Source organism: Terriglobales bacterium (assembly GCA_035651655.1).
Taxonomy (GTDB): domain Bacteria; phylum Acidobacteriota; class Terriglobia; order Terriglobales; family Acidobacteriaceae; genus DASRFG01.
Genome location: DASRFG010000005.1, coordinates 34,163 through 60,150, shown reverse-complemented (window position 1 = coordinate 60,150; position 25,988 = coordinate 34,163). Strand labels below are relative to the sequence as shown.

At 57.2% G+C, this 25,988-nt stretch carries 23 protein-coding genes; 13 read left to right on the top strand and 10 right to left on the bottom strand.

The features are described 5' to 3' along the window. The 3 genes from carB to lepB all read right to left on the bottom strand — a co-directional run. The coding region (gene carB / locus VFA76_02925) for a carbamoyl-phosphate synthase large subunit (protein HZR30794.1) at positions 1 to 3,003 on the bottom strand (3,003 nt) is incomplete at its 3' end. Positions 3,004 to 3,531: 528 nt separating this feature from the next. Then, positions 3,532 to 4,674, bottom strand: a complete 1,143-nt coding sequence (gene carA / locus VFA76_02920) for a glutamine-hydrolyzing carbamoyl-phosphate synthase small subunit (GenBank protein ID HZR30793.1) — start codon at positions 4,672 to 4,674, stop codon at positions 3,532 to 3,534. A gap of 121 nt (positions 4,675 to 4,795) precedes the next feature. Then, positions 4,796 to 5,389, bottom strand: coding sequence for a signal peptidase I (gene lepB / locus VFA76_02915; GenBank protein HZR30792.1), 594 nt, complete (start codon positions 5,387 to 5,389; stop codon positions 4,796 to 4,798). An 81-nt stretch (positions 5,390 to 5,470) separates the two neighbouring features. On the opposite strand from lepB, the gene VFA76_02910 reads away from it, so the two are divergent. The 6 genes from VFA76_02910 to VFA76_02885 all read left to right on the top strand — a co-directional run bounded on the left by VFA76_02910 (position 5,471) and on the right by VFA76_02885 (position 10,697). Then, a complete protein-coding gene (locus VFA76_02910) occupies positions 5,471 to 5,938 on the top strand; it encodes a hypothetical protein (protein HZR30791.1) in 468 nt (155 codons plus the stop codon). 36 nt (positions 5,939 to 5,974) lie between these two features. Beyond that, positions 5,975 to 6,301: a hypothetical protein gene (locus tag VFA76_02905; protein ID HZR30790.1), complete on the top strand. Its 327-nt coding sequence runs from the start codon at positions 5,975 to 5,977 to the stop codon at positions 6,299 to 6,301. A gap of 275 nt (positions 6,302 to 6,576) precedes the next feature. Then, the gene (locus VFA76_02900) at positions 6,577 to 7,230 is read left to right on the top strand and encodes a hypothetical protein (GenBank protein ID HZR30789.1); all 654 of its coding nucleotides are present in this window, start codon (positions 6,577 to 6,579) and stop codon (positions 7,228 to 7,230) included. A gap of 12 nt (positions 7,231 to 7,242) precedes the next feature. Then, on the top strand, positions 7,243 to 8,292 hold the full coding sequence (gene yvcK / locus VFA76_02895; protein ID HZR30788.1) for a uridine diphosphate-N-acetylglucosamine-binding protein YvcK: 1,050 nt from the start codon (positions 7,243 to 7,245) through the stop codon (positions 8,290 to 8,292). A gap of 610 nt (positions 8,293 to 8,902) precedes the next feature. Next, positions 8,903 to 10,354, top strand: coding sequence for a bifunctional UDP-N-acetylglucosamine diphosphorylase/glucosamine-1-phosphate N-acetyltransferase GlmU (gene glmU, locus VFA76_02890; GenBank protein ID HZR30787.1), 1,452 nt, complete (start codon positions 8,903 to 8,905; stop codon positions 10,352 to 10,354). A gap of 136 nt (positions 10,355 to 10,490) precedes the next feature. Continuing rightward, entirely contained in the window at positions 10,491 to 10,697 is a 207-nt protein-coding gene (locus VFA76_02885; protein HZR30786.1) for a DUF1059 domain-containing protein, read from the top strand. A 70-nt stretch (positions 10,698 to 10,767) separates the two neighbouring features. Here the strand turns inward: VFA76_02885 and VFA76_02880 are convergent, their stop codons facing one another. Next, positions 10,768 to 11,712, bottom strand: a complete 945-nt coding sequence (locus VFA76_02880) for a hypothetical protein (GenBank protein HZR30785.1) — start codon at positions 11,710 to 11,712, stop codon at positions 10,768 to 10,770. 192 nt (positions 11,713 to 11,904) lie between these two features. After that, on the bottom strand, positions 11,905 to 12,378 hold the full coding sequence (locus VFA76_02875; GenBank protein HZR30784.1) for a hypothetical protein: 474 nt from the start codon (positions 12,376 to 12,378) through the stop codon (positions 11,905 to 11,907). Between the two features lie 129 nt (positions 12,379 to 12,507). Here VFA76_02875 and rdgB point away from each other — a divergent pair, with 129 nt between their 5' ends. After that, entirely contained in the window at positions 12,508 to 13,146 is a 639-nt protein-coding gene (gene rdgB, locus VFA76_02870; GenBank protein ID HZR30783.1) for an RdgB/HAM1 family non-canonical purine NTP pyrophosphatase, read from the top strand. 74 nt (positions 13,147 to 13,220) lie between these two features. Here the strand turns inward: rdgB and VFA76_02865 are convergent, their stop codons facing one another. Next, the gene (locus VFA76_02865; protein ID HZR30782.1) at positions 13,221 to 14,471 is read right to left on the bottom strand and encodes a beta-ketoacyl-[acyl-carrier-protein] synthase family protein; all 1,251 of its coding nucleotides are present in this window, start codon (positions 14,469 to 14,471) and stop codon (positions 13,221 to 13,223) included. A 54-nt stretch (positions 14,472 to 14,525) separates the two neighbouring features. After that, on the bottom strand, positions 14,526 to 15,620 hold the full coding sequence (locus VFA76_02860) for a hypothetical protein (GenBank protein HZR30781.1): 1,095 nt from the start codon (positions 15,618 to 15,620) through the stop codon (positions 14,526 to 14,528). An 86-nt stretch (positions 15,621 to 15,706) separates the two neighbouring features. Between VFA76_02860 and VFA76_02855 the strand changes: the two genes are divergently transcribed. Further along, positions 15,707 to 17,281, top strand: a complete 1,575-nt coding sequence (locus VFA76_02855) for a UbiD family decarboxylase (GenBank protein HZR30780.1) — start codon at positions 15,707 to 15,709, stop codon at positions 17,279 to 17,281. Between the two features lie 21 nt (positions 17,282 to 17,302). Here VFA76_02855 and VFA76_02850 read toward each other — a convergent pair whose 3' ends face one another. Both VFA76_02850 and VFA76_02845 read right to left on the bottom strand, forming a co-directional pair. Beyond that, positions 17,303 to 17,698 carry a type II toxin-antitoxin system VapC family toxin gene (locus VFA76_02850; protein ID HZR30779.1) on the bottom strand — a complete coding sequence of 132 codons (396 nt, stop codon included), beginning with the start codon at positions 17,696 to 17,698 and terminating at the stop codon, positions 17,303 to 17,305. After that, positions 17,695 to 17,928: a type II toxin-antitoxin system Phd/YefM family antitoxin gene (locus tag VFA76_02845; GenBank protein HZR30778.1), complete on the bottom strand. Its 234-nt coding sequence runs from the start codon at positions 17,926 to 17,928 to the stop codon at positions 17,695 to 17,697. The genes VFA76_02850 and VFA76_02845 overlap by 4 nt, the downstream gene beginning before the upstream one ends. 84 nt (positions 17,929 to 18,012) lie before the next feature. On the opposite strand from VFA76_02845, the gene nuoI reads away from it, so the two are divergent. Both nuoI and metH read left to right on the top strand, forming a co-directional pair. Beyond that, positions 18,013 to 18,555 (top strand): NADH-quinone oxidoreductase subunit NuoI, encoded by a 543-nt coding sequence (gene nuoI / locus VFA76_02840; GenBank protein HZR30777.1) that lies wholly within the window; start codon positions 18,013 to 18,015, stop codon positions 18,553 to 18,555. A gap of 128 nt (positions 18,556 to 18,683) precedes the next feature. Beyond that, positions 18,684 to 22,202 (top strand): methionine synthase, encoded by a 3,519-nt coding sequence (metH, locus tag VFA76_02835; protein HZR30776.1) that lies wholly within the window; start codon positions 18,684 to 18,686, stop codon positions 22,200 to 22,202. Positions 22,203 to 22,234: 32 nt separating this feature from the next. On the opposite strand, the gene VFA76_02830 is transcribed toward metH, so the two are convergent. After that, entirely contained in the window at positions 22,235 to 22,612 is a 378-nt protein-coding gene (locus VFA76_02830; GenBank protein HZR30775.1) for a carboxypeptidase-like regulatory domain-containing protein, read from the bottom strand. A 300-nt stretch (positions 22,613 to 22,912) separates the two neighbouring features. Between VFA76_02830 and VFA76_02825 the strand changes: the two genes are divergently transcribed. From VFA76_02825 to VFA76_02815, 3 genes are all read left to right on the top strand, one after another. After that, on the top strand, positions 22,913 to 24,010 hold the full coding sequence (locus VFA76_02825) for a hypothetical protein (GenBank protein ID HZR30774.1): 1,098 nt from the start codon (positions 22,913 to 22,915) through the stop codon (positions 24,008 to 24,010). 89 nt (positions 24,011 to 24,099) lie between these two features. After that, the gene (locus VFA76_02820; GenBank protein HZR30773.1) at positions 24,100 to 24,594 is read left to right on the top strand and encodes a DinB family protein; all 495 of its coding nucleotides are present in this window, start codon (positions 24,100 to 24,102) and stop codon (positions 24,592 to 24,594) included. 50 nt (positions 24,595 to 24,644) lie between these two features. Beyond that, on the top strand, positions 24,645 to 25,973 hold the full coding sequence (locus tag VFA76_02815; protein HZR30772.1) for an alpha-L-fucosidase: 1,329 nt from the start codon (positions 24,645 to 24,647) through the stop codon (positions 25,971 to 25,973). Positions 25,974 to 25,988: the final 15 nt, after the last annotated feature.

The following is a 25,988-nucleotide window of genomic DNA, read 5'->3' as shown; positions in this document are numbered from 1 at the left end:
CATGCCGGCCTTCTCGATGGCGTTGGCCGTGCCCTCCGTCGCCACCAGGTGGAAGCCCAGTTCGACATACTGCCGCGCCAGGTTGACCAGGCCTGTCTTGTCGCGATCACTGACACTAAAGAAGACCGTCCCTTTCAGCGGTAGTTGCTGACCCGCTGAGAGCTGCGCCTTGGCAAAGGCCTCGCCGAAGTTGTCTGCCACGCCCATCACTTCGCCCGTGGACTTCATCTCCGGGCCCAGCACCGTGTCGACCCCTGGGAATTTGCTCCACGGAAAAACCGGCGACTTGACGTAGTAATACGTTCCCGTTCCCAAGTCTTTTTCACTCACGTCCAGGAACTCGCGCAACCGGCGTCCCGTCATCAGCCGCGAAGCAATTTTGGCCAGAGGCACGCCCGTCGCCTTTGAAACATAGGGCACGGTGCGCGAGGCACGCGGGTTCACTTCGATCACGAATACTTTGTCCGGCTGCCCGGGCTTGCGCTGAATGGCGAACTGCAGGTTGGCCAGGCCAATCACGTTCAGCGCCAGCGCCAGCTTGCGCGTGTAGCCGCGAATCGTCTCCAGGGTCGCCGCAGCCAAGTCTACCGACGGCAGCACGCACGACGAATCGCCGGAGTGGATGCCTGCTTCCTCGATGTGCTGCATGATGCCGGCGATGACCACGTCTTCGCCGTCGGAGAGCGCGTCCACATCAACTTCAATCGCGTCTTCCAGGAAGTGATCGATCAGGACGGGTCGCTCTTGCGAGTATTCAACCGCTTCCTTCATATAGCGGATTATCGATTCGTCGTCGTAGGCGATCACCATGGCGCGGCCGCCGAGCACATAAGAAGGACGCACCAGCACTGGATAGCCCACTGCATTCGCAGCGGTCAGCGCTTCCTCAACCGAAGTTGCCATGCCGCCGGGAGGTTGTGGAATCTCCAGCTCTTCCAGCAGCTTTCCAAACCGCTTGCGGTCTTCTGCGAGATCGATCGACTCGGGTGACGTTCCGATGATGGGCACGCCTGCGGCCTTGAGCGGCAGGGCCAGGTTGAGGGGAGTCTGCCCGCCGAACTGCACGATGACGCCGATTGACGCGCCGGTCGAAGCTTCGTGCTCGTAGATTGCGAAAACATCTTCCAGCGTGAGCGGCTCGAAGAACAGACGATCGCTGGTGTCGTAGTCGGTGGAAACCGTCTCCGGGTTGCAGTTCACCATCACGGTTTCGTAACCGTCCTCGCGCAGTGCGAACGCCGCATGGCAGCAGCAGTAATCGAATTCAATTCCCTGCCCTATACGGTTCGGACCACTCCCGAGGATGATCACCTTCTTCTGCTTGCTCGGCGTGGCCTCGTCTTCTTCTTCATAGGTCGAGTAGAGATAGGGCGTGAAGCTCTCAAACTCGGCGGCACAAGTGTCCACACGCTTGTAAACCGGCGCGATGCCAAGCTGCTTGCGCATCTGGCGGACCTTCTCCGCGCTGGCGCGACCGCGATCCATGCGCCAGATATTTGCCAGGCGGCCATCGGAGAAGCCCATGCGCTTGGCATCGCGGATCAGCTCAGGCGGCGTCAGATCAGGCGCAGATTTCTCCAGCTCCGATTGCATGTCGTTGATCTCTTTGAGCTGATAGAGGAACCAGGGGTCAATCGAGGTCATCTTCGCGATCTGCTTGACGGTGTGGCCCTGGCGCAGCGCGTAGCGGATGTAAGCGAGACGCTCGGGATGCGGCGTGACTAAGCGTTGGGTGAGGATTCGCGGTTCAATCTGCTCCGAGCCAATGCGCTTGCCGGTATCAAGCGCGCGTACGGCTTTGAGCAGCGCTTCTTTAAAAGTGCGGCCGATGGCCATTACTTCGCCAACTGACTTCATCTGCGGGCCGAGGTTTTCGTCCACGCCGGGGAATTTTTCGAACTGCCACTTAGGAATTTTTACGACTACGTAATCGAGCGTAGGCTCGAAGCATGCCGGTGTCTTGCGCGTGATGTCATTGCGAATTTCGTCGAGGGTATAACCGATAGCCAGCTTGGCGGCAATCTTCGCGATCGGGAACCCTGTGGCCTTTGATGCCAGCGCCGAGGAGCGCGAGACACGCGGATTCATTTCAATGACCACCTGGCGGCCGGTTTCAGGGTGGACCGCAAACTGAATGTTCGAACCACCAGTTTCGACGCCTACTTCGCGAATCACCGCAATGGCGGAGTCACGCATCACCTGGTATTCGCGGTCGGTGAGCGTCTGGGCAGGCGCGACCGTGATGGAATCACCAGTGTGCACTCCCATGGGATCAAAATTCTCGATGGAGCAGATAATGATTACGTTGTCCGCCAGGTCACGCATGACCTCGAGCTCGTACTCTTTCCAGCCCAGGACGGACTCTTCGATGAGGACTTCGTGTACAGGCGAGAGATCGAGGCCGCGAGCGAGAATTTGCAACAACTCTTCGCGGTTGTAGGCGAGACCGCCGCCGGTGCCACCCAATGTGAACGAAGGCCGGATAATCACCGGAAAGCCGATCTGCCCGGCGAAATCGAGGCCGTCTTTAAGATTATTGACCAGCTTGGATTTGGGCACATCGAGGCCGATGCGCTGCATGGCGTCTTTGAAGAACAGCCGGTCTTCGGCCTTTTTAATGGCGTCAATTTTTGCGCCGATGAGCTGCACGTTGTATTTTTCGAGCACCGCGGCATCCGCCAGTTCGACCGCCAGGTTCAGAGCAGTCTGACCGCCAACTGTCGGCAACAACGCAAAGCCGCGACCATCGCACATTTCCGATTCGACCCTGATGATCTCTTCCAGATAGGTGCGACTGAGCGGCTCGATGTACGTGCGGTCGGCAATCTCGGGATCGGTCATGATGGTGGCAGGATTCGAATTCGCCAGCACCACCTCGTATCCTTCGGCCTTCAGCGCTTTGCAGGCCTGCGTGCCCGAGTAATCGAACTCCGCCGATTGGCCGATGATGATCGGCCCGGAGCCGATAATCAGAATCTTCGAGATGTCATTGCGTCGAGGCATGAAGAGCAGTTCTCAGTTGGCAGTTCTCAGTTCTCAGTCGCGTCAAAAAGCACCCTCTCAAGATCGTCACCGCACCGGACAATGCGCATATAGCAAATCGGTCGGAGCAGCAGTCAGTATCAAATCTAGTTCGCACGCGGGTTCGCCGCACTCGATATGCTCCGGCTGGAGCCATGCCCTGCTCATTATTAACAAGCGATACGTTCCCGCCCTAGCTAATCCGAAATCAAAACGTCCTTCACCATCGGTGTGCGTAGTTGAAAGAGTCCGATAGCCTCGTGATTCCCGCTTCCGGAGCTCGAGCTTTGAGTCTTTGAAATCAGCCTTGCTCTGATCCTTCATTCGTCCAAATAGGTGGACTGCTTTGTCGATTTTCAAATTCGGCTCAACCGATTCAGTGTCACAAGGGCAGGGCTCCAGCCCCACCCCGCCACATAGAGGGGATTGTTGTGCTAGAGATGCAGTCGTGCACATCACCAGTAGCGCCAGTGTCTGTGAAATCGAGATATTCGACCATAAGCACATAAGTTAGACACTGCTCTGACCGTTCCACTCCTCCATCATCTTCACAAAATCCTTGAACAGGTAATGCGAATCGTGCGGGCCGGGCGAAGCCTCCGGGTGATATTGAACACTAAACACCGGCAGGTTTCTGTGACGCATGCCCTCGAGCGTGTTGTCGTTCAGGTCGATATGGGTCAGCTCGACCTCACTTTGCGGCAGGCTGTCGGGATCGACGGCAAAATTGTGGTTGTGCGCGGTGATCTCGACTTTGCCGCTATGAAGCTGCTTGACCGGGTGGTTTCCGCCGTGGTGGCCGAACTTGAGCTTGTAGGTCTTGCCACCCAGCGCGAGCCCGAGCAGCTGATGTCCAAGGCAGATGCCGAATACGGGGACTTTGCCCATCAGCCGACGAATGTTCTCGTGCGCGTAGGTGCAGGGCTGGGGGTCGCCGGGGCCGTTTGAAAGAAAAATTCCGTCCGGCTTTAGGCTGAGCACGTCTTCCGCAGGCGTTTCCGCGGGGACGACGGTGACCCTGCAACGCTCGGCACGCAGCTTCCGCAGAATGTTGTGCTTGATGCCGTAGTCATAAGCTACTACGTGGAAACGCGGGGGCTCATCTTTTACGCCGACCACTTCCGTCGGCTCGTGTGATCGCTCGCCAACCTCCCACACGTAGCGCTGCTTGGTGCTGACTACTCTCGCCAGGTCGGTTCCGTCCATCTTTGGAATGGACCGGGCTTTCGCGATCAACTTCGCTGTATCGGTTTCAAGTGACGAGATAATGCCGCGCATTACCCCGTTATCCCGCAAGTGACGCACGAGAGCACGAGTGTCAATTTCCGCCAGCACCGGGATCTTAAAGCGCTCCAGATATTGCTCGGCAACTTCCTGCGATCGCCAATTGGAGCTGACACGCGAGAACTCACGCACCACCAAACCTTCGATGTACGGACGGTTGGCCTCGACATCGTCGGAGTTGGTGCCGTAGTTGCCGATTTCAGGGTTAGTGAGAACTACAATCTGGCCGGCGTAAGAGGGATCGGTGAAAATTTCCTGATAGCCGGTGATGGAAGTATTAAAAACAACTTCGCCGTAACATTCGGCGTTCGCGCCGTAGCCTTTGCCGCGGAAGATGCGACCATCTTCCAGCGCCAGGATCGCCTGCATTCATTCTCCGGGAGGTGGATTTCACAGATTTTAACAGGTGTGAGCGGCAGGAACCAAGAGAGATGTGCTGTGGATATTATTTTTCCTTGTTAACCAGCGTTCCGAATCGGTGGAGCAGGCATCAGCGCAATGTTCCCACCCGATCAATGGGCCAATAGCCAAACACCGCCTTGCCGTAGATGTAGCGCTGGTCCACTGGCCCGAAGTCGCGGCTGTCATCCGACATGGTGCGATGATCGCCCAACAGGAAGTAGCAGTGTGGCGGCACTACGATTTCGGGATAGGAGCGGGTATCGGCATAAAAAGTCGGCACGTATGCTTCGTCTAATTGCTGCCCATTGACGTACACTCTGCCCTGCTCAATCAGCACGCGGTCCCCAGCGGTCCCGATCACCCGCTTGATATAGCTCTTGGTAGTGTCCCGGGGGTACCGGAAGACAACTATGTCCCCACGGCCGATGGGTTCCAGCCGATAGACAAATTTGTTGATGAAGATGCGCTCCTGGTCGAACAGTCCGGGCATCATGCTGGTGCCCTCAACTTTTACCGGCTGGTAGAGAAAAATGATGATGAATGCGGAAATGGCAAGGGAGATGATCAGGTCTCGTAACCAGGCCGATACTAACGTATAGCGGCGAGCACCCTCCGGCTTAACCGGCAAGACGGTAGCATCTGCCGGGGTGACGTGATTCAGGGGATTCGGCTCGGTAGCCATGATTCAGCTTCTATTCTAGTATGGGTCGCGTCAGAGTGTTTTGGATGTCCGCCGAAACCAGATAGAATCTGCGAGCACACCATGTACAAACGCATTTGGACATCAATTTTTGTGTTCCTGGTAGCCATGACCACCTCAGCGCAATGGGCGGACTCGAATTCTGAGGAGAGCCCGGTCGGCCAGGTCCCGGCTTATAACGCTGCACCGCCGAAAAAAGGCCAGAAGCTACCATCCATTTTGGCCAAAGATCAGCTCTTGGGCCCGGCTTTCGAATATCCATTTCAGACCCGGGCCTATGAACTGGCGTCTAGAATTCCAGCCACCATTTATCAGCAACCCTGTTATTGCTATTGCGACCGCATGGGACATAACAGTTTGCACAGCTGTTATGAGTCAGAGCACGCTGCGCACTGTTCTGCCTGCCTGCAAGAGCTCTACTACAGCTACAAAATGGTGAAGCAACACAAAACTGCGCGCCAGATACGCGCCGGTATTATCAAGGGCGAGTGGAAGCAGATTGACGTCAAGAAAGCCGCAGCTCTTAACTGAAGAAGCTGAGTCTGTAACCCAATCCAAGGAGCAATCATGAAAACCGGATTCGTCGCAGTCCTGTGTCTTCTACTGGCCGCAACCAGCTCGGCACAGATAAAGAAGCAGACCAGAGCAGTACGAGGTGCAGGGACGTCTTCCGTTATAGAAGCCAAAGTCCGCGAGGCATGGGAGGACTACAAGAACAAAAACAAAGAAGGTTTCGCCGCCCTGCTTACCGATGATTTCCGGGAAGTCGAGGAAGATGGAATGGGAATGAAGGACAAGAAATTAGAAGTCGGCGAAATTGATCAATTCAACGTTGCCAGCTACAACCTGAGCGACTTTGATGTGAGAGCAATCGCCCTGGCGCCAGCCTGGTGACGTACAAGGCGGAATACAGCGGAACCGCAGAAGGGCAGACCGTGCAAGCAAAAGTAACGGGCGGTGAGATCTGGGTAAAGCGAGGCGGAGATTGGAAGTGCATGTACGCCCAAATGACTACCATCAAGTGACTCAATTAAGGCAATTGCACCGGTCACTATGCTAAGAATCGGCCGGTGTCCCCTGGTTGACGCTTTGTGCTATTGAGGGTAACCTGCTGCAACTGGTAGGGCGGCACTCCCGCTGTGAGGCGGGTGGGCTGGGGGTGGTAAGGAATGAAGAAAAAGCCCGCAGCGAAGGTTAAGAGTTTATCTCCTAACCGCTCGGAAAATAACACACTTACAGGTAAGTCTGGACGTATCCTCCACATGGCACACCCGGTGAAACCGAAGAACTCCTTGTCCGAAGATCCTCGTTTTGCACAGGCGGTCCAAAGTTATGAGGCGGGGCTCCGCTCCTTGCAGGAACGCAAGTTCGAGAAGGCCAAAGCTGCCTTCCAGAAGGTGGTGGGCAGCGGAGTACGCGAACTAATAGACCGCGCTGGAGTGCACCTAAACACGTGCAATCAGCACCTGGAGCGCACGGCTGCAGCCTTTAAAACCCCAGAAGAACACTACGATTACGCCATTTCGCTGATGAACCTGGGGGATTACATTGCTGCGCGAGAGCACCTCGAGAAGCTGTCTAAGCAAGTGCCCAAGGCAGATTTTGTGCACTATGGCTTGGCCGCGCTTGCCTGCCTAACCGGGCGCTATGAGGATTCACTGCGGCACTTGGACGAGGCCATCCGGCTGAATGCCAGCTTGCGGTTCCAGGCCCGCAATGATTCTGACTTCCAGAACTTGTCGGAAGATCCTCGATTCACCGAGCTGTTATACCCCGAGACCGAAAGCGAAATTCCACCGCCGAGCACCTCAGAAGAACGGTAACGAAGTAGCCGAATGACCCCTAACCCATCAGACCCAGCGCAGCCCGTTTCTCGCGGGCGAGGACTTCGCGTGGTAGCCATGGGCGGGGGCACCGGGCTTTCCAGGTTACTGAAAGGACTGAAGCGGCATGTATCAGACGACCAACACGCAGCCATTGCAGAACTGTGCGCGGTAGTGACCGTAAGCGACGACGGCGGCTCGAGCGGTCGGTTGCGCAAGGAATTTAACGTTCTACCCCCTGGCGATATCCGCAATTGTATTGCCGCGCTTTCGGAAGACGAGGCCCTGCTCTCACGACTTTTCCAGCACCGCTTCCAGGCGGGCTCCGGACTCAACGGTCACAGCTTTGGGAATCTTTTCCTCACCGCACTTACTGAGGTCACCGGTGATTTCGCCGAGGCGGTAAAACGCTCATCGGAAATTCTGGCGACGCGTGGCCATATCTATCCCGCCACCACCTCTGACGTGCAACTCGAAGCCGTCATGGCCGATGGACGAAGAGTGCTGGGCGAGACCAAGATTACCGCCAGCACCGGGCGGATCGTCGAGGTCCAGCTCCTGCCTGCGGATGCGCGCCCCCTGCCACAAACGCTCGAAGCAATCGCCACCGCTGATTTGATCACCATAGGTCCGGGTTCCCTTTTCACCAGCCTTGTGCCCAACCTGCTGGTGCATGGGATTCCGGAGGCAGTATCGGCTTCTGCCGCGGTGAAGATTTTCATTTGCAATTTGATGACGCAAGCCAACGAGAGTCTCGACCTAACTGCCGCGGACCACGTTCGTATACTTCATAGCCACGCCCACGCTCGAATCTTTGACTACGCCCTGATCAACCAGACACAAGTCTCTGCTGATGTAGCTGCCAACTATGCCAAGGAGCGTGCCTGCCAGATCGAATGCGATGTGGAGAGAGTGGAGGCTGAAGGAGTAAAGGTCATTCTGGGCGATTACCTCGAAGAGTCCGACGGTGTCGCCCGTCATGCCTCGGAGCGGGTGACACAAGACCTGTTGAGACTTGCCCTGAAACCCAGCGAGACCGCTACGGCAGCGCCGGCCTCGTAGTGAGTCCGCGATAACTGGGATAGCTCAAGCGGCGGGCTACTTTCGTCCGGTACCTACGGCAGCGTATGCGTTCAGTAGCACAGAGGAGAAGATCCCACGAAATCAGCTTGCGTAGGCCCAGCCGCCCTCGGCTGGGCAGCTGAGCGAAGCTCAGCACAGTATTTCTGACGACGACAAACGGAGTGAGAAATCCCTACCTTGCCGAGCTGGCGCTCGCCCGCACAGGCGGGGGCGCCTGTGCCCACGTGATTTATGGTTCCCCAGCCAGGCGGGGGCGCCCGTGCCCACGTGAGTCCCTCAACAGGTAGTTGAGGAGAAGCTCCCATGAAATCAGCTTGCGTAGGCCCAGCCGCCCTCGGCTGGGCGGCTGAGCGAAGCTCAGCACAATATTTCTGACGACGACAAACGGAGTGAGAGATCCCTACCTTGCCGAGCTGGCGCTCGGCCGCACAGGCGAGGGCGCCTGTGCCCACGTGATTTATGGTTCCCCAGCCAGGCGGGGGCGCCTGTGCCCACGTGGTTTATGGTTCCCCAGCCAGGCGAGGGCGCCTGGGCCCACGCACGAACCGGGGTATCGCTACAAAGCACTTACGATATATTGAACCCAGCAATGCCGAAATCGCTCAAGAGAAGCACTACAGGAGCTGCCGACCGTTCGCACTCGGCCACCTTTGCTGTGGTCATCATGGCGGCGGGCAAAGGTACGCGACTCAAGTCACGACACCCGAAGGTGCTGCATGAGGTTGGCGGCAAGCCGTTGCTGGCGCACGTGGTGACTGCTGCTACCAAAGTTGTGCCCGCGAAAGACGTTTACGCCATCGTGGGACACGAAGCTGAGCGGGTAAAGCAAGCCATGCAGGGCAGCGGCATCGGATTCATCTTGCAGGCCGAACAACGTGGCACCGGTCACGCGTTGATAGTTTCAAAGAGCGCGCTTGCCGGGTACGACCATGTAATCGTACTTTCCGGCGATGCGCCTCTGATTTCCGCAGCAACCATCAAAAAACTGCGTGATCAGCATCTGCAAGAGCGCGCCGCGATGACTATTTTGACAGCGGTATTGGACCGTCCGTATGGCTACGGCCGCATAATTTATAAGCAAGGAAGCAAGCAGGTTCAAGCAATCGTCGAGGAAAAAGCCCTTAAGGCGAAGCAGAAATCTCTCAAGGAAATCAATGCCGGGTTCTACGCGTTTGCTGTAAAGCCTCTCTTCCAGCATATCGGCTTGCTCAGTACCAACAATGCCCACCGTGAGTACTACCTCACAGATATGGCCGCCATCCTCGCCCAGGCAAAGCAGAAAGTAGTCTCCGTCAAAACCGAGGATGCGCACGAAGTGCTGGGCTGCAACACCCGGGTTTACTTGAGCGATGTAGATGCCGAGCTGCGGCGTCGTAAGTGCATCGAGCTGATGGTAGAGGGTGTGACCATTTATCGCCCTGAGACCTGCATCATTGATTCTGACGTGACGGTGGGAGCGGACACGATAATCGAGCCTTTCGTCCAATTGCTCGGCAAGACGCGCATTGGAGAAGAATCGCGGATCCGCTCGTATAGCGTGATCAACAACTCCGAAGTTGGTGACCGTGTGCTGGTCCGTCCGGGAAGCATCATGGACGAGGCTCGAGTGGGGGCGAGCGCGATTATCGGCCCGTACTCTCATCTCCGGCCAGCCAGCGAAATTGGCGAGGGAGCGCACGTCGGAAACTTTGTAGAGACAAAAAAAGTCAGGTTAGGCAAAGGTTCGAAGGCCAACCATCTCACCTATTTGGGCGACGCACAAATTGGTGATGGGGTGAACGTAGGTGCGGGCACCATCACCTGCAACTACGATGGCGTGCACAAACACGAAACCATCATCGAAGACGGTGCTTTCATTGGCAGCGACGCCACGCTGGTGGCGCCGGTAAAAATCGGAAAAGGCGCTTACGTGGGCGCAGCTTCATGTGTCACAGACGATGTTCCGGACGAAGCTCTCGCTATCGGCCGTGCGCGCCAGGTCACCAAGCCGGGCTGGGTCCGGGAGCGCCGCAAGTCCCGTGCAGCCGGCGAGAAGCACTGAAGTTCGTACCCCCACTGCGCCCTTAACTCCCGCCGTTGACGTGTTTTTAACCTGAAGGCAGCAGCTTTCGATTTCGGCCCAATCGGCTCTGGATTTACGCGACAATTACAGGGAATTCAAACCCGGAGGTATTTTTATGGCACAAGAGAGCACGAGCAACCAGAAGTCGTTTCGCTGCGCAGACCTGGGACATAAAGAATGCAACTGGCAGGTAAGCGGACGGTCGGAAGACGAATTGATGCCTCAGATCGAGCGTCACGGACGTGAAAAACACAACCTCACAAACTTTGATAACGATACCCGCAACCAGGTGCGGAGTGCGATCCGCGACAAGGCAGCGTAAGCCTTCGGCAGCGGAAACAGGCAAGCAGAAAGGACGGCCCTTGCAGGCCGTCCTTTTTAGTTAGTAGGTTTTATCGCGATACAGCGGCGAACAAATCAGAATGCAGGAGTGACTGGAAGCGATTGTCGTCAGTCCGGAAATGCAACTTGAGGGTGGAGCTGTCGGAATCCACCGTCATACTGTCAATGGCCAGCTTCTCGGTAGGGGTGGCGCCCATTTTCCTGTACATCATGCCCGCCTTTACGACGTTGGCGAGAGTCGATGCCATCATGGAGTCGGAAGTAAGCACGTCGAGGTCGAAGTTCACGCCGCTGGAAAAATTCATCACGTAGCGGGAACCGAGGAGACGTTTCTTCACCGCATTGTAATCAGCCAGTTGTGCGGCCTGACCGAGCGCGGATCGCATCATCGTCTGCGTACCGGCGGAATCCAGCACGCTCCACACCGGCTCTGACTCAACTCCCCCGATCAGGTCCGCAACTTCGGAATTGCTCTGCAGGTTGGGGATATTACCGTCGCGCGAGTCCAGGGCCTGCTTTACAGCAACGCTATCGCCGAAAAGCAACGTCGAGGGGTCAAGGAAACTCATGGTCATGCCCTCACCCATGGGATACAGAGAAGAACTGTTGTACATTGTGGGGCGGATTTTCTTCAGCCGGAATTTCTTCAGCACCGCACGCTCGGTGAACTGGCCTTCAGCGATGCCCACCATCTTCAAGCCTTGTTTTCCGCTGCGGAACGAGGCAAAGGTGAGCTTCTCCAACTGTTTCTCCGGGTAGATGCCCACGGTTCTGAGCGAGCTTTCAAACTGTTTGAGGTTCTGCGGAAGGACCTGATCTTTGAGAGCTTGCGCTGTAGGCGAATTGCGCAAGACACGATAGTCAACCGAAATGATCTGCTGCACCTCGCCAGGGATCACAGACTGGGTGGAGGAGCCCATGGCTGCGCCCCAAGCATTCGACTCGCCAATAACCGTGGCACTCAACAGCGCCACACATAACACTAATTTATTCATGCTGCTTCCTTGGATAGCGTCAGGGGTTTAGATGCAGAGTTCCCGCTCTTGGGCCACCTGCAGCTCTCTTAATTGTATGCGAATCAGAGGAAGAACAAACCCGCAAAACGCTGACTAGATTGGTTACTTTCGACCGTAAAAGGGAACGGCCTCCCTATAGGAGGCCGGTTAAGGTCACCTAAGGTCTAGAGATTATTTCTGGTCGTGGTCCTTGTCTTTGTCTTTATGGGCCAGGATGTGGGCGCATGGATCACCGTGCATGCCATGCCCTTTGCCAGCCATTCTCCCTTCGTGTTCTTCCATTTTCCCGCCGTGACACTGCTTGATTTTCTGCTGCTGTTCAGGACTCAACAACGACATAGTCTGTGAGTGGGTCTGCTCGTGGAGCTGTTTAAGCTGCTCGCGCTTTTGGTCCGCGCTAAGAGAGGTGTTCTGACAGACATCAACCGCCTGTTGATGCATTTTCTGGTGCAGGTCTTTGATCTGTTCCATGGTGGATTGGGAAATGCCAGCCTGCTTAAAGCAGTTTCCTTCACCATGTTCATGCTGCATGGCTTGGGCGTTGTTAGACTCGGAATTCTCAGCTGGGGCCTCTTGGGCCAATACCATTGCGGGGGCGAGAAGCCCAATTGCCAGGAGCATGCGGATAAACGACTTCAGATACATAATGTTCTCCTCCTTCGAATTTCAACCCTGCTAATTCCGCGGAGTTGCGTTCTATTAGACGGTGTTAAGGGCATTCTGTCTCCGGCGAGCAGTCGAATTGTTTAGTCAGCGTTCGATTATGATCAGTTCTTGGCGACAGGTAAGCCCATTCTCATCGCTACATCCAATTGCGGCAAGCTGCGCGACTTTGCGGCGGCGGCTGCCGAGCATGGTGTCGAGGTGCAACCCGTCCCCGGTCTCGACTCGTTGCCCCAAGTGGTCGAAGATGGGACCACATTCCAGGCCAATGCCTGCAAGAAAGCCGAACACTACAGCCGCCTTGTTCCACGAGAAATCGTGTTGGCGGATGACTCTGGACTCGAGGTTGATGCGCTGGGAGGTGCTCCCGGTGTGCGCTCGGCGCGGTACGCCGCCGGTGAAAATGATGAAAATAGCAGCGATGCCGCGAACAATGCCCGATTATTGCGTGAGTTGGCGCCTGTACCGGATGCCCAACGCCAGGCACGATTCGTCTGCGTGATTGCGGCAGCGCGCGATGGCTCTACCCTGACAACTTTTCGAGGAGAGGCGGAGGGTGTGATCTTACATGCGCTGCGCGGCTCGGGCGGGTTTGGCTACGATCCGCTGTTTTATTTTGTGGAATTGGGCAAGACCTTCGCTGAACTCTCAGCCGAGGAGAAGGCTAAAGTCAGCCACCGGGGGAAGGCGTTCAGGAAATTTCTGCAGTGGTACGAACAGCAGGCAAGCCGCAGCGAACCGCAATCATAACCACAGAGCACACAGAGAATTAGTGAGCTTTACAAATGGCCGATGCCATCGGTCTGTGGTTGTAGTTCCCCGCTCTACGCGACTTTGCGCACAATGAGCGCTGAGTTCTTCGACCCGAAGGCAATGCAGTTGCAAATTGCGTGTTCGATGTTTGCTGCGCGACCGGCATCCGGCACGTAGTCGAGATCGCATTCTGGATCAGGTTGCTCGCGATTGATCGTCGGCGGTAGCCGGCCGCTTTCCATCGCAACAAGTGTCGCCGCCAGTCCTGCAGCGCCACTTGCGCCCTGCGGGTGCCCGATCTGCGATTTCAACGACGACATCGGAACTGAGCTTGCATGATCTCCGAGCGCCAACTTCAGCGCTCGCGTCTCCACGCGATCATTCAGTTCGGTGGAAGTCCCGTGCAGGTTCACATAATGAATGTCGGACGCGCCTATGCCCGCTTCGCGCATGGCAACTCCGATGGCTCGCGCCGGCTCTTCTCCGCATTCCTGAAGCCGCACGCGGTGGAAGGCCTCGCAGGTGGTGCCGTATCCGGAGATCTCGGCATAGATGTGAGCGCCCCGCGCGCAAGCGTGCTCGTATTCTTCGAGCACGAACATCCACGCGCCTTCGGCCAGCACGAATCCGTCGCGATCGCCGGAGAAAGGCCGGGACCCGCGTTCCGGCTCGTGGTTCCACGACGAGGTCAGAATGCGCATCAGGATGAAGCCTTTCACAATGCCAAGCGCGATAGGAGCATCGGCTCCGCCTGTGAGTACCGTGTGCGCGGCACCTGATTGGATCTGCCGCATGGCGTAACCGAGAGCATCCGTCGAAGAAGTGCAGCCGGTGGTGATGACGTGGCTCGGTCCGCGAAAGCCGAAACGCATGCTGACATCGCTGGAAAGCGTTCCCATCACTCCGGTGGGAACACAGAACAAGCTCATGTGACGGAAGTCGCCCTTGTGAAAGAGCCGGTACTGTTCCTCGGTAAACTCCTGCGACCCGCCGCCGGAGCCGAGAATCACGGCAATACGGCGCTTTTCGGAGGTGGTCAGAGCGGACGGATCAATTCCAGCATCGGCAACGGCCTCGGTCGCGGCGGCGAGAGCCAGCGGCAAAACCCGCGACACATGCTTGCGCTCGCGCTTTTCCACCCAGGCGAGCTCGTCAAAGTCGGCTACTTCGCCGGCGATGTGCACCGAGATTTCCGATGGATCAAAGCGCGATATGCGACGCACCCCGCTTGTGCCGGCGAGAGTGGCCGCTGTGAACGCTCGCTTCCCTACTCCGTTCGGGCTAACCACGCCCATTCCGGTAATGACGACACGCGGTCGCATACCTAATAGAGTGCCAGAGCGGTGCGAGGATTTGGGAATTTATTGTGGGATGGGCTACCAGATTCCTTTGTCGCTGCCCGTCACCCGATAGGCGAGCGCGGCGGCGGAGGCCAATGGTGGTAGCAAACTCAGTCGCAATGTCGCTGGAATGTCCCCGCGGCGAGCGGTACTGGTCACTTGTCGCGTGTATAAGCTGGCGCCCTCCGGCATCAGCGGAAAACGCAGGAATCGGCTGCGCACCGTAATTTTGTCTCCGCCGAATCTCGACGACGCCAGCACTTCCGATGGAAGTGGCAGGCCTTTGCCGCGATACGCCTCCACATAGTCGGAGACGATCACCAGGAAGGTTGCGACGCCCGGCCAGATGCCGCCCATCTCAGAAGCACGACGCAGTTCGGGATAGTCGAGCGCTCCCGATTCCACCAGGTTAGCGGTATCTACCACATCGCATATGCGGAAATAGAAGTGCCGGTACATGCGCTGCAGAGTGGCAATAATGACCCGCTCTTCCGGTGCGGGAACCAGAAAACGGTAGCTATTGATCTGCTTACTGGTGCGGCGTTCGATGACGCGCTGGGCTAACCCGGTGTGTTCGCCAGTCTGGCCGAGCCGCTGGGCATGCACCTCAATGGCTTCTCGCAAACCGGGCACCGCGAAATTCCATTTGTTGGCGAGACGATCGCCCCAACTGCGAGGCTCGACGTGGGCGTTGAACTTCTCGCGCATAACGGCGACAACCGCCTGCTCGCTGGCTGAGGTAAAAAGATCGAGGTCATTGCCGAGATCCGGCCAGTGATCGAGAGATTTCATCACCACGACCTGGCAATGTGCCGCCTCGAGTTCGCGGCAGATGGCGTCCAGATGCCGTAACGCGTTGTCAATACGGGCATTCTCGGCGGCAACCGAGTCCGCGGCCCACTTTAGGAGCTCGGTATGGGCTGCACCGGCGGCGAGGCCCTGCAAAGTCTGTAACGCACGGATCAATACATGATGAGAATCTGCCAGAGACACCAACTCGGCCCGGCCAGCCATATCCAATCTGGCAACATGCTCAAAGGCCTGGGTAAGAGCGGGAGAGCCAGCTTCCTGGCGGTTAAGAGTGAGCTGCGAGAGGGCGCGGAGATGCGACTGTTCCCTGGGATCTGCCATATTCACGAGCTTGGATGCGGCATAGGGCACCGAAAGTTGGGCGGAGCTGCCGCTCGCTTATAATCAATCGCTTTCGTGGAGGATTTTTGGCTCTTGACGATCTACGTGACTGGATTTCGACCCTGGACAAAGCCGGGGAGTTGAAGCGGGTTCGCGCCGAAGTTGATCCTATTCTTGAAATCACCGAGATTGCGGACCGGGTAAGCAAAGCCTCCCGGCCGGCGCCCGGAGGGCGCGCGTTGCTGTTCGAGAACGTCAAAGGCCATCCCGGGGCACGGGTGCTGATTAACCAGTTCGGCTCAGCACGACGCATGTGCATGGCGCTGGGGGTCGACTCGCTCGATGAAGTGGCGGAGCGCATTCGACACTTCATGGACGTAAAGACACCCCAGGGTTTTCTCGACAAAGTAAAGATGCTGCCCATGCTGGCAGACATGGGCAAATTTTTTCCCAAGACTGTCACCAGCGGTCCCTGCAAGGAAGTACTTCTTAAAGATAAGTTTTCCCTGCTCGACTTGCCGGTGCTGAAGTGCTGGCCCAAAGACGCCGGGCGCTTTATTACCCTACCGTGCGTGATCACCCGCGACCCGGTCAGCGGGAAGCGCAATGTCGGCATGTATCGCATGCAGGTCTATGACGAGCGCACCGCGGGCATGCACTGGCAGCGCCAGAAAATCGGCGCGGAGCACTACCGGCAGGCGTTGCGGCGGGCGGCGGCTGCGGGCGCGACTCCCGGAGCTCCAGAATCGAAATCCTCGGCAGCCGTGGACATCATGGCGCGATCTTCTGGCGGCTCAGTGCTGCCAGAGGGCGAGCGGCCGCGGGGCAAGATGGAGGTGGCCGTGGCCATCGGCACGGAGCCGGCGCTCACTTTTTCGGCAATCGTGCCTGCTCCACCAGAGGTGGAAGAGTTTGTGATTGCCGGGTTTCTGCGGCAGAAACCGGTAGAGCTGGTGAAATGCGAAACTGTTGATCTGGATGTACCCGCGTCCGCGGAGTATGTTCTCGAAGGCTACGTGAATCTCGATGAGCTGCGCACCGAGGGCCCGTTCGGCGACCACACCGGTTTTTATTCCCTGGAAGACGAGTACCCGGTTTTTCACCTCACCTGCATCACGCATCGCAAAGACCCGATTTACGCGACCACGATCGTAGGCAAGCCGCCCATGGAAGACGGCTGGATGGGCAAGGCCGTGGAACGAATTTTTCTGCCACTCATGCGACTGACCATTCCCGAGCTGGTGGACATCAACCTGCCAGTCGAAGGGATTTTTCACAACCTGATGATTGTCTCGATCCGCAAGTCTTATCCGGGGCAGGCGCGCAAAGTGATGCATGCCATCTGGTCTCTCGGGCAGGCGATGTTCACTAAGTGCATCATCGTGGTGGACGAAGACGTCAACGTGCAGGATCCCCGCGAAGTCGTGCTGAAAGCGTTAAACCACATCGACCCGGAGCGCGATATTCAGTTCACGCTGGGGCCAGTGGACTCTCTTGACCACGCCTCCCGCCTGCCCAACTACGGCTCGAAAATGGGCATTGATGCCACACGCAAGTGGGCCAGCGAAGGATTTACGCGTCCGTGGCCAGACGAGATCCTGATGGACGAACAGACGAAGGCGATGGTGGAGAAGCGGTGGAAAGAGTACGGGATTGAATAGGGTGTGGTTGCATCACCTGTGTCACCAAAGTGTCTTCAGCAGTAAACTGGAGCGGATCCTCTCGTCTCGCGTAATCAAGGTGAGTCCCTCCGCCCGGGCAGTGGCTCCAATTATGCGATCTGGAGGATCACGAGGAAAATCTTCCGCAAATTGAGTGGCCAAAGCAGCAATCGCCGGCGTTATCGGCTTCACCACCGCTCCTACCGAATCGATCACCATTTGCACGGAATCTTCTATCGAGCCACGCGGGCGTAGCCGGCCGCGCGAAAATAGCAAAGCCAATTCCCAGAGGCTGATTGCCGAGATAGCTATCCCATCGCTGGTTCGAGCCCGCCGGATCGCACTTGCTGCTGACCGGGAAAGGCGCTCCCGATCGGCTGCCGCCCAAACTAGCACACTTGTATCCAGAAGAATCAACGCAGAGCCTTCCAATCTTCCGGCGGTACTAGAGGCGCTTCGATGTCACCGACAATCTCAATTATGCCCTTAAGAGAGCCAAGAACATCACGACGTGCGACCTTTGCGGGCACTAACTTTGCAACCGGCCTACCTTTCTTAGTGATTACGACTGGCTCCTGAGTTTTGTGGACTTCATCCATTACTTTAAGGCAACGCGCCTTAAATTCTGCCGCTCCCATCGTCTTCATGACTACTCCGTTATGACTATGGTCATATCATAGTGACCATGTACTGAGGGCGCAAGTTACTCCTGTAAGATTTATACTGCCTGTATGGCCATCGTTAAGGACATCGCCGCTATTGCCAAGGGCATGAGCGTCACCCTGCGGGAGATGTTCGCGCCCACGTTGGTGGAAAACTATCCCGATGGCCCCGGACCCTTGAAGGGCGCGGTTTTTCAGGAGCGCTATCGCGGCGTGCACGTCCTGCAGCGCGATGAGAATGGGCTCGAGAAGTGCGTGGCCTGTTTTTTGTGCGCGGCCGCATGCCCGGCAAACTGTATTTACATTGAAGCGGCCGAGAATACTGCCACCAATCGGGTGAGCGGCGCCGAGCGCTACGCCAAGGTCTATAACATTGATTACAACCGCTGCATTTTTTGCGGCTATTGCGTGGAAGCCTGTCCTACCGACGCCATCACTCACGGCCATGGCTTCCAGATCGCCAGCCTGAACGCCACCAGCCTGGTGTATCGCAAGGAGCAAATGCTGGCTCCCCTCCCCGCCCATATGGGCGCGAACGCCATATTCAACGAGGCGGAGGTGGAAGCCGGCGCACCTCCCATGCGAAGCGAACAGCCGGACGTGATCATCTAAAATCTTCAACGCAGAGGGCGCAGAGAAAGCGGGGTCAAAATCACCCGCTGGATTAGCGTTCTCGGCGTACTCAGCGGTAAGGCTTTTCGGCTACTCTAGTGGTTGCACCAGAATTGGTGCTCTGAGAAATGGCAGATTTTCTCCAAACCGTGCGCGAACGCGTGGTCGTCTATGACGGCGCCATGGGCACCAATATCCAGGTGCGCCAGCCGTCGGTGGACGATTTTTGGGGAAAAGAAGGCTGCAACGAACTGCTCGTCCTCAGCCGGCCGGACATTATTCGCGACATTCATGCCAGCTTCTTCGCCGTGGGTTGCGATGTGGTCGAGACCAATACATTCGGCGCGACCCGCGTCGTGCTGGCGGAATATGACCTGCAGGACAAGGTCCGCGAGATCAACGAAACCGCCGCCAGACTCGCCCGCGAAGTGGCAACCGACTTTTCATCAAAAGGCAAGCCGCGCTTCGTAGCCGGTTCGATAGGGCCGACTACTAAGTTGCCATCACTGGGCCACATCCGTTTTGACGATATGGCCGCTGGCTACGCCGAGCAAGCCGCCGCGTTGATCGCGGGCGGCGTGGACGTGTTGCTGGTGGAAACCTGCCAGGACTTGCTCCAGGCCAAAGCGGCGCTTTATGGAGTGTTCGAGGCGCTGCGGCAGTCGGGCAAAAAGCTCCCGGTCACAGTTCAAGTAACACTTGAAGCGACGGGCACCATGCTGCTGGGCACCGAAATCGGCGCCGCGCTCACCACCCTTGAGCCCTTTGATGTGGATGCCATTGGGTTGAATTGCGCCACCGGGCCGCGCGAGATGAACGACGCGGTGCGCTATCTGAGCGTTAACGCGCCCAAGCACATATCGGTGCTGCCCAATGCCGGCCTGCCGCAGAACGTGGGCGGACACGCGGTGTACGTGCTGAAGCCGGAAGAGCTGGCGGAGTTCCATAAGCACTTCGTTACCGATTACGGGGTGCGCATCGTGGGCGGCTGCTGCGGCACTACGCCCGAGCACTTGAAGGCGGTAGTGGACGCGGTCTCCGGTGCGGAGCCGGCCAAACGCGAGGCAAAGCCCACGGCCGCTGCGGCCAGCGCCTACACCATGGTGCCGCTGGACCTCGATCCCAAGCCGCTCATTGTTGCGGAAGAGATGAACACCACCACCCGGGTGGAGACTTTCCGCAATCTGGTTCGCGGCGAAAAATACGACGACATTCTCGCGCTGGCGAAGAAGTTGGCCAGCGAGGGTTCGCACATGCTCGACCTGTGCTGCGCGATCGTCGGCGAAGACGAAAAGGGCTACATCACCACCATCCTGGAGAAGGTCGCTACCCGTGTGCCGGCGCCCATTTTGATCGACAGCACGGAAGCGGACGTGGTGGAAGAGGCGCTCAAACGCGTACCCGGCAAGCCCATCATCAATTCCATCAACCTGGAAGATGGCGAGAAGCGCACATCCAAAGTGCTGCCCATGGCCAAGCGCTACGGCGCGGCGGTAATCGCGCTCACGATTGACGAAGATGGCATGGCGCTGACTGCGGACAAAAAAGTCGCTATCGCCAAGCGCATCTTCGAATTAGCGACCAAGAAATATGGCATTCGTCCGGTGGACCTGATTTTCGACGCCCTTACTCTGCCCATCTCCACCGGCCAGGAGGAATATCGCACCGCGGGCATCGAGACGCTGAATGCGGTGAACCGAATTAAGCAGGAGCTGCCCGAAGTAAAGACCATTCTTGGGGTCAGCAACATTTCGTTCGGCCTGGACGTCTTCGCAAGGCGGGTGCTGAACAGCGTCTTCATGCACGAGGCGGTCAACAATGGCCTCGACATGGCCATAGTTAATTATTCGAAAATCTATCCCCTGTACAAAATTCCGGAAGCAGAGATTGAACTCGCGCGCAAGCTGATTTTCCGCGACGCGTCCAATGGCGACCCTCTGGCCAACTTCATGACGCATTTTGCGCAGCGCGGCGGGGCAAAGGAAGAAGAGGACGAGACCAAGGTCGAGACGCTTTCCCTTGAAGATAAGTTGAAGTTCTCCATCATTCGCGGCGAAAAGGCGATCGGCGAGGGCGCAGCGAAGCGGACCCTTGAACAACTTCTCGAAGACGCGTTGCAGAGCTACACGCCTCTGGACCTGATCAATAACGTGCTGCTCGATGGAATGCGCACCGTGGGCGAGCTGTTCGGCGCACGCAAGATGCAGCTGCCGTCGGTGCTGGATTCAGCCTCGGTGATGAAGCAGGCCGTGGCCTACTTGGAGCCCAAGATGGAGAAGAAAGCCGCGGGCTCGCAGAAGGGTACGATCGTGCTGGCTACCGTGAAGGGCGACGTCCACGATATTGGCAAAAACCTGGTGGACATCATCCTCAGCAATAACGGCTATCGCGTGGTGAACCTGGGGATCAAGCAGGCCGCGGACCACATCATTAAGTCGGCGCAGGAGCACAACGCCGATGCCATCGGGCTGAGCGGGTTGCTGGTGAAGTCCACGCTGGAGATGAAGTACGTCATCCAGGACCTCGAGCGGCAGAAGCTCGCTTATCCGGTCATCTGCGGTGGCGCCGCCCTGACCCGCAAATACGTGGAAGATGATCTGCGGCGCGAATACTCGAATGCTGTGTTTTACGCCGATGACGCTTTCGGGGGCCTGCACATCATGCAAGACCTGGTGGCGGAGAACGGCGCCCGTGAGCAGCGCCTAACTGAGGGACGGACGGTAAAGCAATTTGCCAAGGCTGTCGCTGCAGGAGCAGCGACGACACAGCTCTCGCAACTCAGCACTGAGCGGAGTCCGGTCGTAACCGATGCGCCCAATATTCCTACGCCGCCGTTCTGGGGCGTGCGCGTGGCCCGCGACTACGATTTGCGCGAGGTTTTCCAATACATCAATGAGACCGCCCTGTTTAAAAACCAGTGGCAGCTCAAGACCGCATCCCAGCAGGATTATGTTCGTCTGGTTGAAGAAAAATTCCGGCCGATTCTGAAAGAGCTGGAAGAAGAGGTCATCGCCAGCGGCGTATTTGAACCGCGTGCCGTATATGGCTACTTCCCTGCTCAGGGCGAGGGAAACGATGTGGTGGTGTACGAACCCTCTGCTGAACTCGGCTCAGCCGAACGGGCGGGGTCCACGCAACTTGGCAAAGAACTGCTGCGGTTTACATTTCCACGACAAAAGGAAGGTCGCCGGCTCTGCATCTCTGATTTCTTCGCGCCGCGCTCTTCGGGCAAGCTTGATGTCTTAGGATTGACTCTGGTGACCATCGGCTCCAAAGCTTCCGAGGAAACCAAGAAGCTCTTCGAGTCCGGCGAGTACACCAAATATCTTTACCTGCATGGGCTCAGCGTGGAGACCGCGGAGGCCCTGGCCGAGCTGCATCACAAGCGCATGCGGCAGGAGTTAGGCATTGCGGGCGAGGACTCGCCGGAAATTCGCGATCTCTTCCACCAGAAATATCGCGGATCGCGGTATTCGTTCGGCTATCCTGCGTGCCCGAACCTAGAAGACCAGACCAAGCTCTTCGCGCTGCTTCATCCCGAGGAAGCGATCGGCGTCCGCCTCACCACCGGGTTTCTGCTGGAACCGGAACAGTCTACGTCCGCAATTGTGGTCCACCACCCGGCGGCAAAGTATTTCGTGGCCTAGGCAGAAAATCAGGGAAAAGCTTCAGATGACGACTATTTGTAGATCGAGTACTGGCCTTCTGGCCGCTTCAGCTTGATGGTAATTTCGTGGACCGGCTGGTTGATGTGGTAGTCCTCGCCGAAAGTCTGGAATCCGGGCGCCAGCACCTGTATGCGCAACATGCCGTAAGGGGCGCCTTCAAACGAGGTCTTCCCTTCCGAGTCGGTTTTTAGTTGATAGCCACCCCTGGACTGCTTGCCCTTTTTATTGACCTCATGCATCACAACTGAAGCATTGCGGACGGGCTTGCCATTGTCGTCCTTTAAGACAACAAAATTCAGGATCGCCGACCGATTTTGCTTCTGGTCTTTGGCAGCCAAAACTGCCGTAAAAATCAGGAGAATGGCAATTAATCCGGATAGTTTCCTCATACCTGCCTATTTTATGCAGTCAGCCCGCGCTTGTCACCGCACAGGCGGCGTTTCACGCCCGAACAGGCATCTTAGAACGGGAGGAATTCTCGCTGCGTGGATCCGGTGTTCGGATATGCCGTTCGCGCCGTCCAGAGTAACCTGCGAGATGCCCAGCAGTTCATGTTCGTCAGGATGAGATTTCATCACTTTTTCACTTAGAGACTGGTGGCTTTCGAAGTAGGATAGCCTGTGCTCCTGCAACGAGTTTTGCCCAAAGCCGCCTCCAGAGCACAACGGCATCGAAGCCAGCAACCCAGCATGAGACCAGGTAACAAAGTTCGAACAGCGATTGGCCTGCTGGTGCTGGCCGCCTCGGCATTGGTATTGCCGGCGCAAGCCGCTAACGAGCCTACAATCGGCAAGCCTATGTATGGCGTGTGGCCGCTTGATCCGGCGGTCAAATCGCTCGCCCCGCTTGACAGCGTTGTTACCGTGCCGCATTGGACCAATAGCTTCAAGGTCAAGGATGTCACCTACAACTATCGGATGGTCGGTACCAGCCCATTTTCGGGATCGGCGACAACCACCGTCCCGGTGCAGCTTGTGCCTTTGCGATTTCTGTTCGCCAACGGCACCGAATTGGATGGCAGCCTCAAGATCAACGCGGTAAAAAACTCGCCTTTGTTCATGGCCACAACTTTCAGCAGCGGCACAACGCAATATGTTGACGCCGTACAACGGGCTGAGTTCTGGACGGTGGTGAATTCGAAGAGTCCCAACTATCACCTGCTGCTGCGGGAACCCGACATACTGCCGGCCAGAACCGTTATGGTGCCCTCGAACATGGGCGTCCAATTCACTGCGGCGGGTGGCCAGCAGGTGGGACTGGTTGACTTGGATTGGTTCAGCGCTCAGCTAAGCCGAATTTTTCGTACCGCGCCTCTCAGCCCCACCAGCTTGGCAATGCTGGTGGATTACAACGTTTTCTTCTACGCGAATCATGACGTCCGGGAATGCTGCGTTCTTGGATTCCACGGCGCATATGCGTCCAGCCGCACGCGCATCAATACCTTTGCCTTTGCCGCTTATAGCGACCCCGGCCTTTTCCTGATGGAAGACATAACGGCCTTGAGCCACGAGGTCGCAGAGTGGGCCAACAACCCGTTTCTCAGCAATCAAGTGCCGATCTGGGCGAACCCAGGAACCAACAAATGTTTTTCAAACTTGCTGGAAGTGGGCGATCCCATTGCCGTGCTGAAAGACCTGAGCTTCCCCGTACCGGCCAATGGCGTCACTTATCATTTGCAGGATGTGGCCGGCATCTCCTGGTTCGCTCACCAAGTGCCTTCGATGCAGCAAAATGGAAAATATTCTTTTACCGGCTCGCTCGCCAGCGTGCCCGGCAAATGCCAGTAGTCAGGAAGAGATCGGTTCCTTCACTGCCCTCATCCTTTCCTTCGTCCCACCTCTGACACATCACCGCGTCTTGTCGTAATATCAGCGGCATGATCTCTGAAACTGCTAACCCTTATGCGAAGTTTCTAGCTGGCCGCGACGCGGTCGAAGTAATCGCGGCCACTCCCAATCGGCTCAGCGATCTAACAAAGAAACTCGGTCCCAAAGGGCTGGAGCGAAGCCTGGCTCCCGGCAAGTGGCCGGCGCGCGGGATTCTTTGTCACCTCGCCGATTGCGAGCTGGTGTTTGCTTTCCGCTTGCGCCAAACTCTCGCTCAGCCAAATCACGTGATGCAGCCATTTGACCAGGACGATTGGGCGCGAACTTATTCCAACTACACTGCGGACAATGCGCTCGAAGTTTTCTCTTCGGTGCGACGCTGGAACCTCGCACTATTGAAGAAGCTGCCGGAAAGCGCCATGGCCAAGACCGCCAGCCACCCCGAACGCGGCCAAATGACCTTTAAAACTATTTTGGAGACTATGGCCGGTCACGATACCAACCACATCCAGCAGCTGGAAAAGATCGCAGGCCAGCCTGATTAGTAGCTGCCTTCTTGGCACGGCCGTTCTCACCATCGTCAGGAGGATTCTTGGTGTTGCCTAACAATCCCATCACTCGCCGAAATTGGCTTGCCGGAACGGGCGCCGTGCTGACCGCCAGTGCGATTCGGGTTCCGGAGTGGAGCGCTCAAACTGCGCCCTCAGGAGATGCCGATCGCGCCCGCCGCATGAAGTGGTGGCACGAAGCCAAATTCGGAATGTTCGTGCACTGGGGACTCTATAGCGTCCTTGGCCGGCATGAGTGGGTGATGGAGAATGAAGGCATCCCCGTCTCCGAATACGAGCCCCTCGCTAAGCGCTTTCAGCCTGTGCCCAATGCCGCCCGCGCCTGGGCGCGGCTCGCTCGCGAGGCTGGCACGCGCTACATGGTGATGACCACCAAACATCACGAGGGCTTCTGCCAGTTCAACACCCAGCTCACGAATTACTGCGCGCCCAAACAAGGCCCCGGACGCGACTTGGTGAAAGAATATGTTGACGCGGCGCGTGCCGAAGGATTGCGCGTGGGTTTCTATTATTCGCTGATGGATTGGCACCATCCCGATGGTGCACGCTGCGCCACAGACGAGGCGGCGCGCAAGCGATTTGTTGCCTATATTCACGGCCAGATTCGCGAGCTCATGACCAACTACGGAAAAGTGGACGTCCTCTGGTACGACGTCGCGTGGCCGCTTACCGCTCAGGGCTGGGAGTCTGAGCGCATGAACCGCATGGTGTTCGAGCTCCAGCCAGACATCATCGTGAACAACCGAAATCTCTTGCCCGGGGACTTCTCCACTCCGGAGCAGGAAATCACTCCCGAGAAGAGCGGCCGCGCCTGGGAGTCTTGCATGACGTTGAACGACAGTTGGGGTTACCAACGCGCCGACGACGCCTGGAAGAGCGCGAAGGCTATCGTGCGAAATGTGGTTTACTGTGCGGGTCAGGGTGGCAACTATCTCTTGAACATCGGACCGCGGGCGGATGGCTCGATTCCTGAAGAATCGGTACGCGTGCTTCAGACCGTGGGCGACTGGATGAAACGGAATGGCGAGACCATTTACGCATCCGAGCGCTGCCGCGCTGATACCTCAAATTATGCCGACTTCACGTGCAAAGGGAACACGCTCTTCATGCACGTGTATTTCTGGCCGGGCGCGACGGTCGCCGTCTCCGGCCTGACCACCCGAGTGAAGTCTGCGCGGCTGTTCGCCACAAACCATGCGGTGGATTTTCAGCAGGACCGATTTCGCCTGCGCCTCACCGGGCTGCCCGATGATGCTCCCGACCAGCCGGTAACAACTTTAGCCATTGAGTGCGAAGGCGAACCAGTCCAGGACACTGAATTAGTGCGGCGGGAAAGAGTAAGGCTGGAAGCGTGACCGGTCTCGCAGACC

What these genes read in the sequence shown, in the direction of transcription:
- carA (HZR30793.1), bottom strand. Translation starts at nt 4,674, where the DNA reads ATGCAGGCGATCCTGGCGCTGGAAGATGGTCGCATCTTCCGCGGCAAA.
- lepB (HZR30792.1), bottom strand. Translation starts at nt 5,389, where the DNA reads ATGGCTACCGAGCCGAATCCCCTGAATCACGTCACCCCGGCAGATGCT.
- VFA76_02910 (HZR30791.1), top strand. Translation starts at nt 5,471, where the DNA reads ATGTACAAACGCATTTGGACATCAATTTTTGTGTTCCTGGTAGCCATG.
- VFA76_02905 (HZR30790.1), top strand. Translation starts at nt 5,975, where the DNA reads ATGAAAACCGGATTCGTCGCAGTCCTGTGTCTTCTACTGGCCGCAACC.
- VFA76_02900 (HZR30789.1), top strand. Translation starts at nt 6,577, where the DNA reads ATGAAGAAAAAGCCCGCAGCGAAGGTTAAGAGTTTATCTCCTAACCGC.
- yvcK (HZR30788.1), top strand. Translation starts at nt 7,243, where the DNA reads ATGACCCCTAACCCATCAGACCCAGCGCAGCCCGTTTCTCGCGGGCGA.
- glmU (HZR30787.1), top strand. Translation starts at nt 8,903, where the DNA reads ATGCCGAAATCGCTCAAGAGAAGCACTACAGGAGCTGCCGACCGTTCG.
- VFA76_02885 (HZR30786.1), top strand. Translation starts at nt 10,491, where the DNA reads ATGGCACAAGAGAGCACGAGCAACCAGAAGTCGTTTCGCTGCGCAGAC.
- VFA76_02880 (HZR30785.1), bottom strand. Translation starts at nt 11,712, where the DNA reads ATGAATAAATTAGTGTTATGTGTGGCGCTGTTGAGTGCCACGGTTATT.
- VFA76_02875 (HZR30784.1), bottom strand. Translation starts at nt 12,378, where the DNA reads ATGTATCTGAAGTCGTTTATCCGCATGCTCCTGGCAATTGGGCTTCTC.
- VFA76_02865 (HZR30782.1), bottom strand. Translation starts at nt 14,471, where the DNA reads ATGCGACCGCGTGTCGTCATTACCGGAATGGGCGTGGTTAGCCCGAAC.
- VFA76_02860 (HZR30781.1), bottom strand. Translation starts at nt 15,620, where the DNA reads ATGGCAGATCCCAGGGAACAGTCGCATCTCCGCGCCCTCTCGCAGCTC.
- VFA76_02845 (HZR30778.1), bottom strand. Translation starts at nt 17,928, where the DNA reads ATGAAGACGATGGGAGCGGCAGAATTTAAGGCGCGTTGCCTTAAAGTA.
- nuoI (HZR30777.1), top strand. Translation starts at nt 18,013, where the DNA reads ATGGCCATCGTTAAGGACATCGCCGCTATTGCCAAGGGCATGAGCGTC.
- metH (HZR30776.1), top strand. Translation starts at nt 18,684, where the DNA reads ATGGCAGATTTTCTCCAAACCGTGCGCGAACGCGTGGTCGTCTATGAC.
- VFA76_02830 (HZR30775.1), bottom strand. Translation starts at nt 22,612, where the DNA reads ATGAGGAAACTATCCGGATTAATTGCCATTCTCCTGATTTTTACGGCA.
- VFA76_02825 (HZR30774.1), top strand. Translation starts at nt 22,913, where the DNA reads ATGAGACCAGGTAACAAAGTTCGAACAGCGATTGGCCTGCTGGTGCTG.
- VFA76_02820 (HZR30773.1), top strand. Translation starts at nt 24,100, where the DNA reads ATGATCTCTGAAACTGCTAACCCTTATGCGAAGTTTCTAGCTGGCCGC.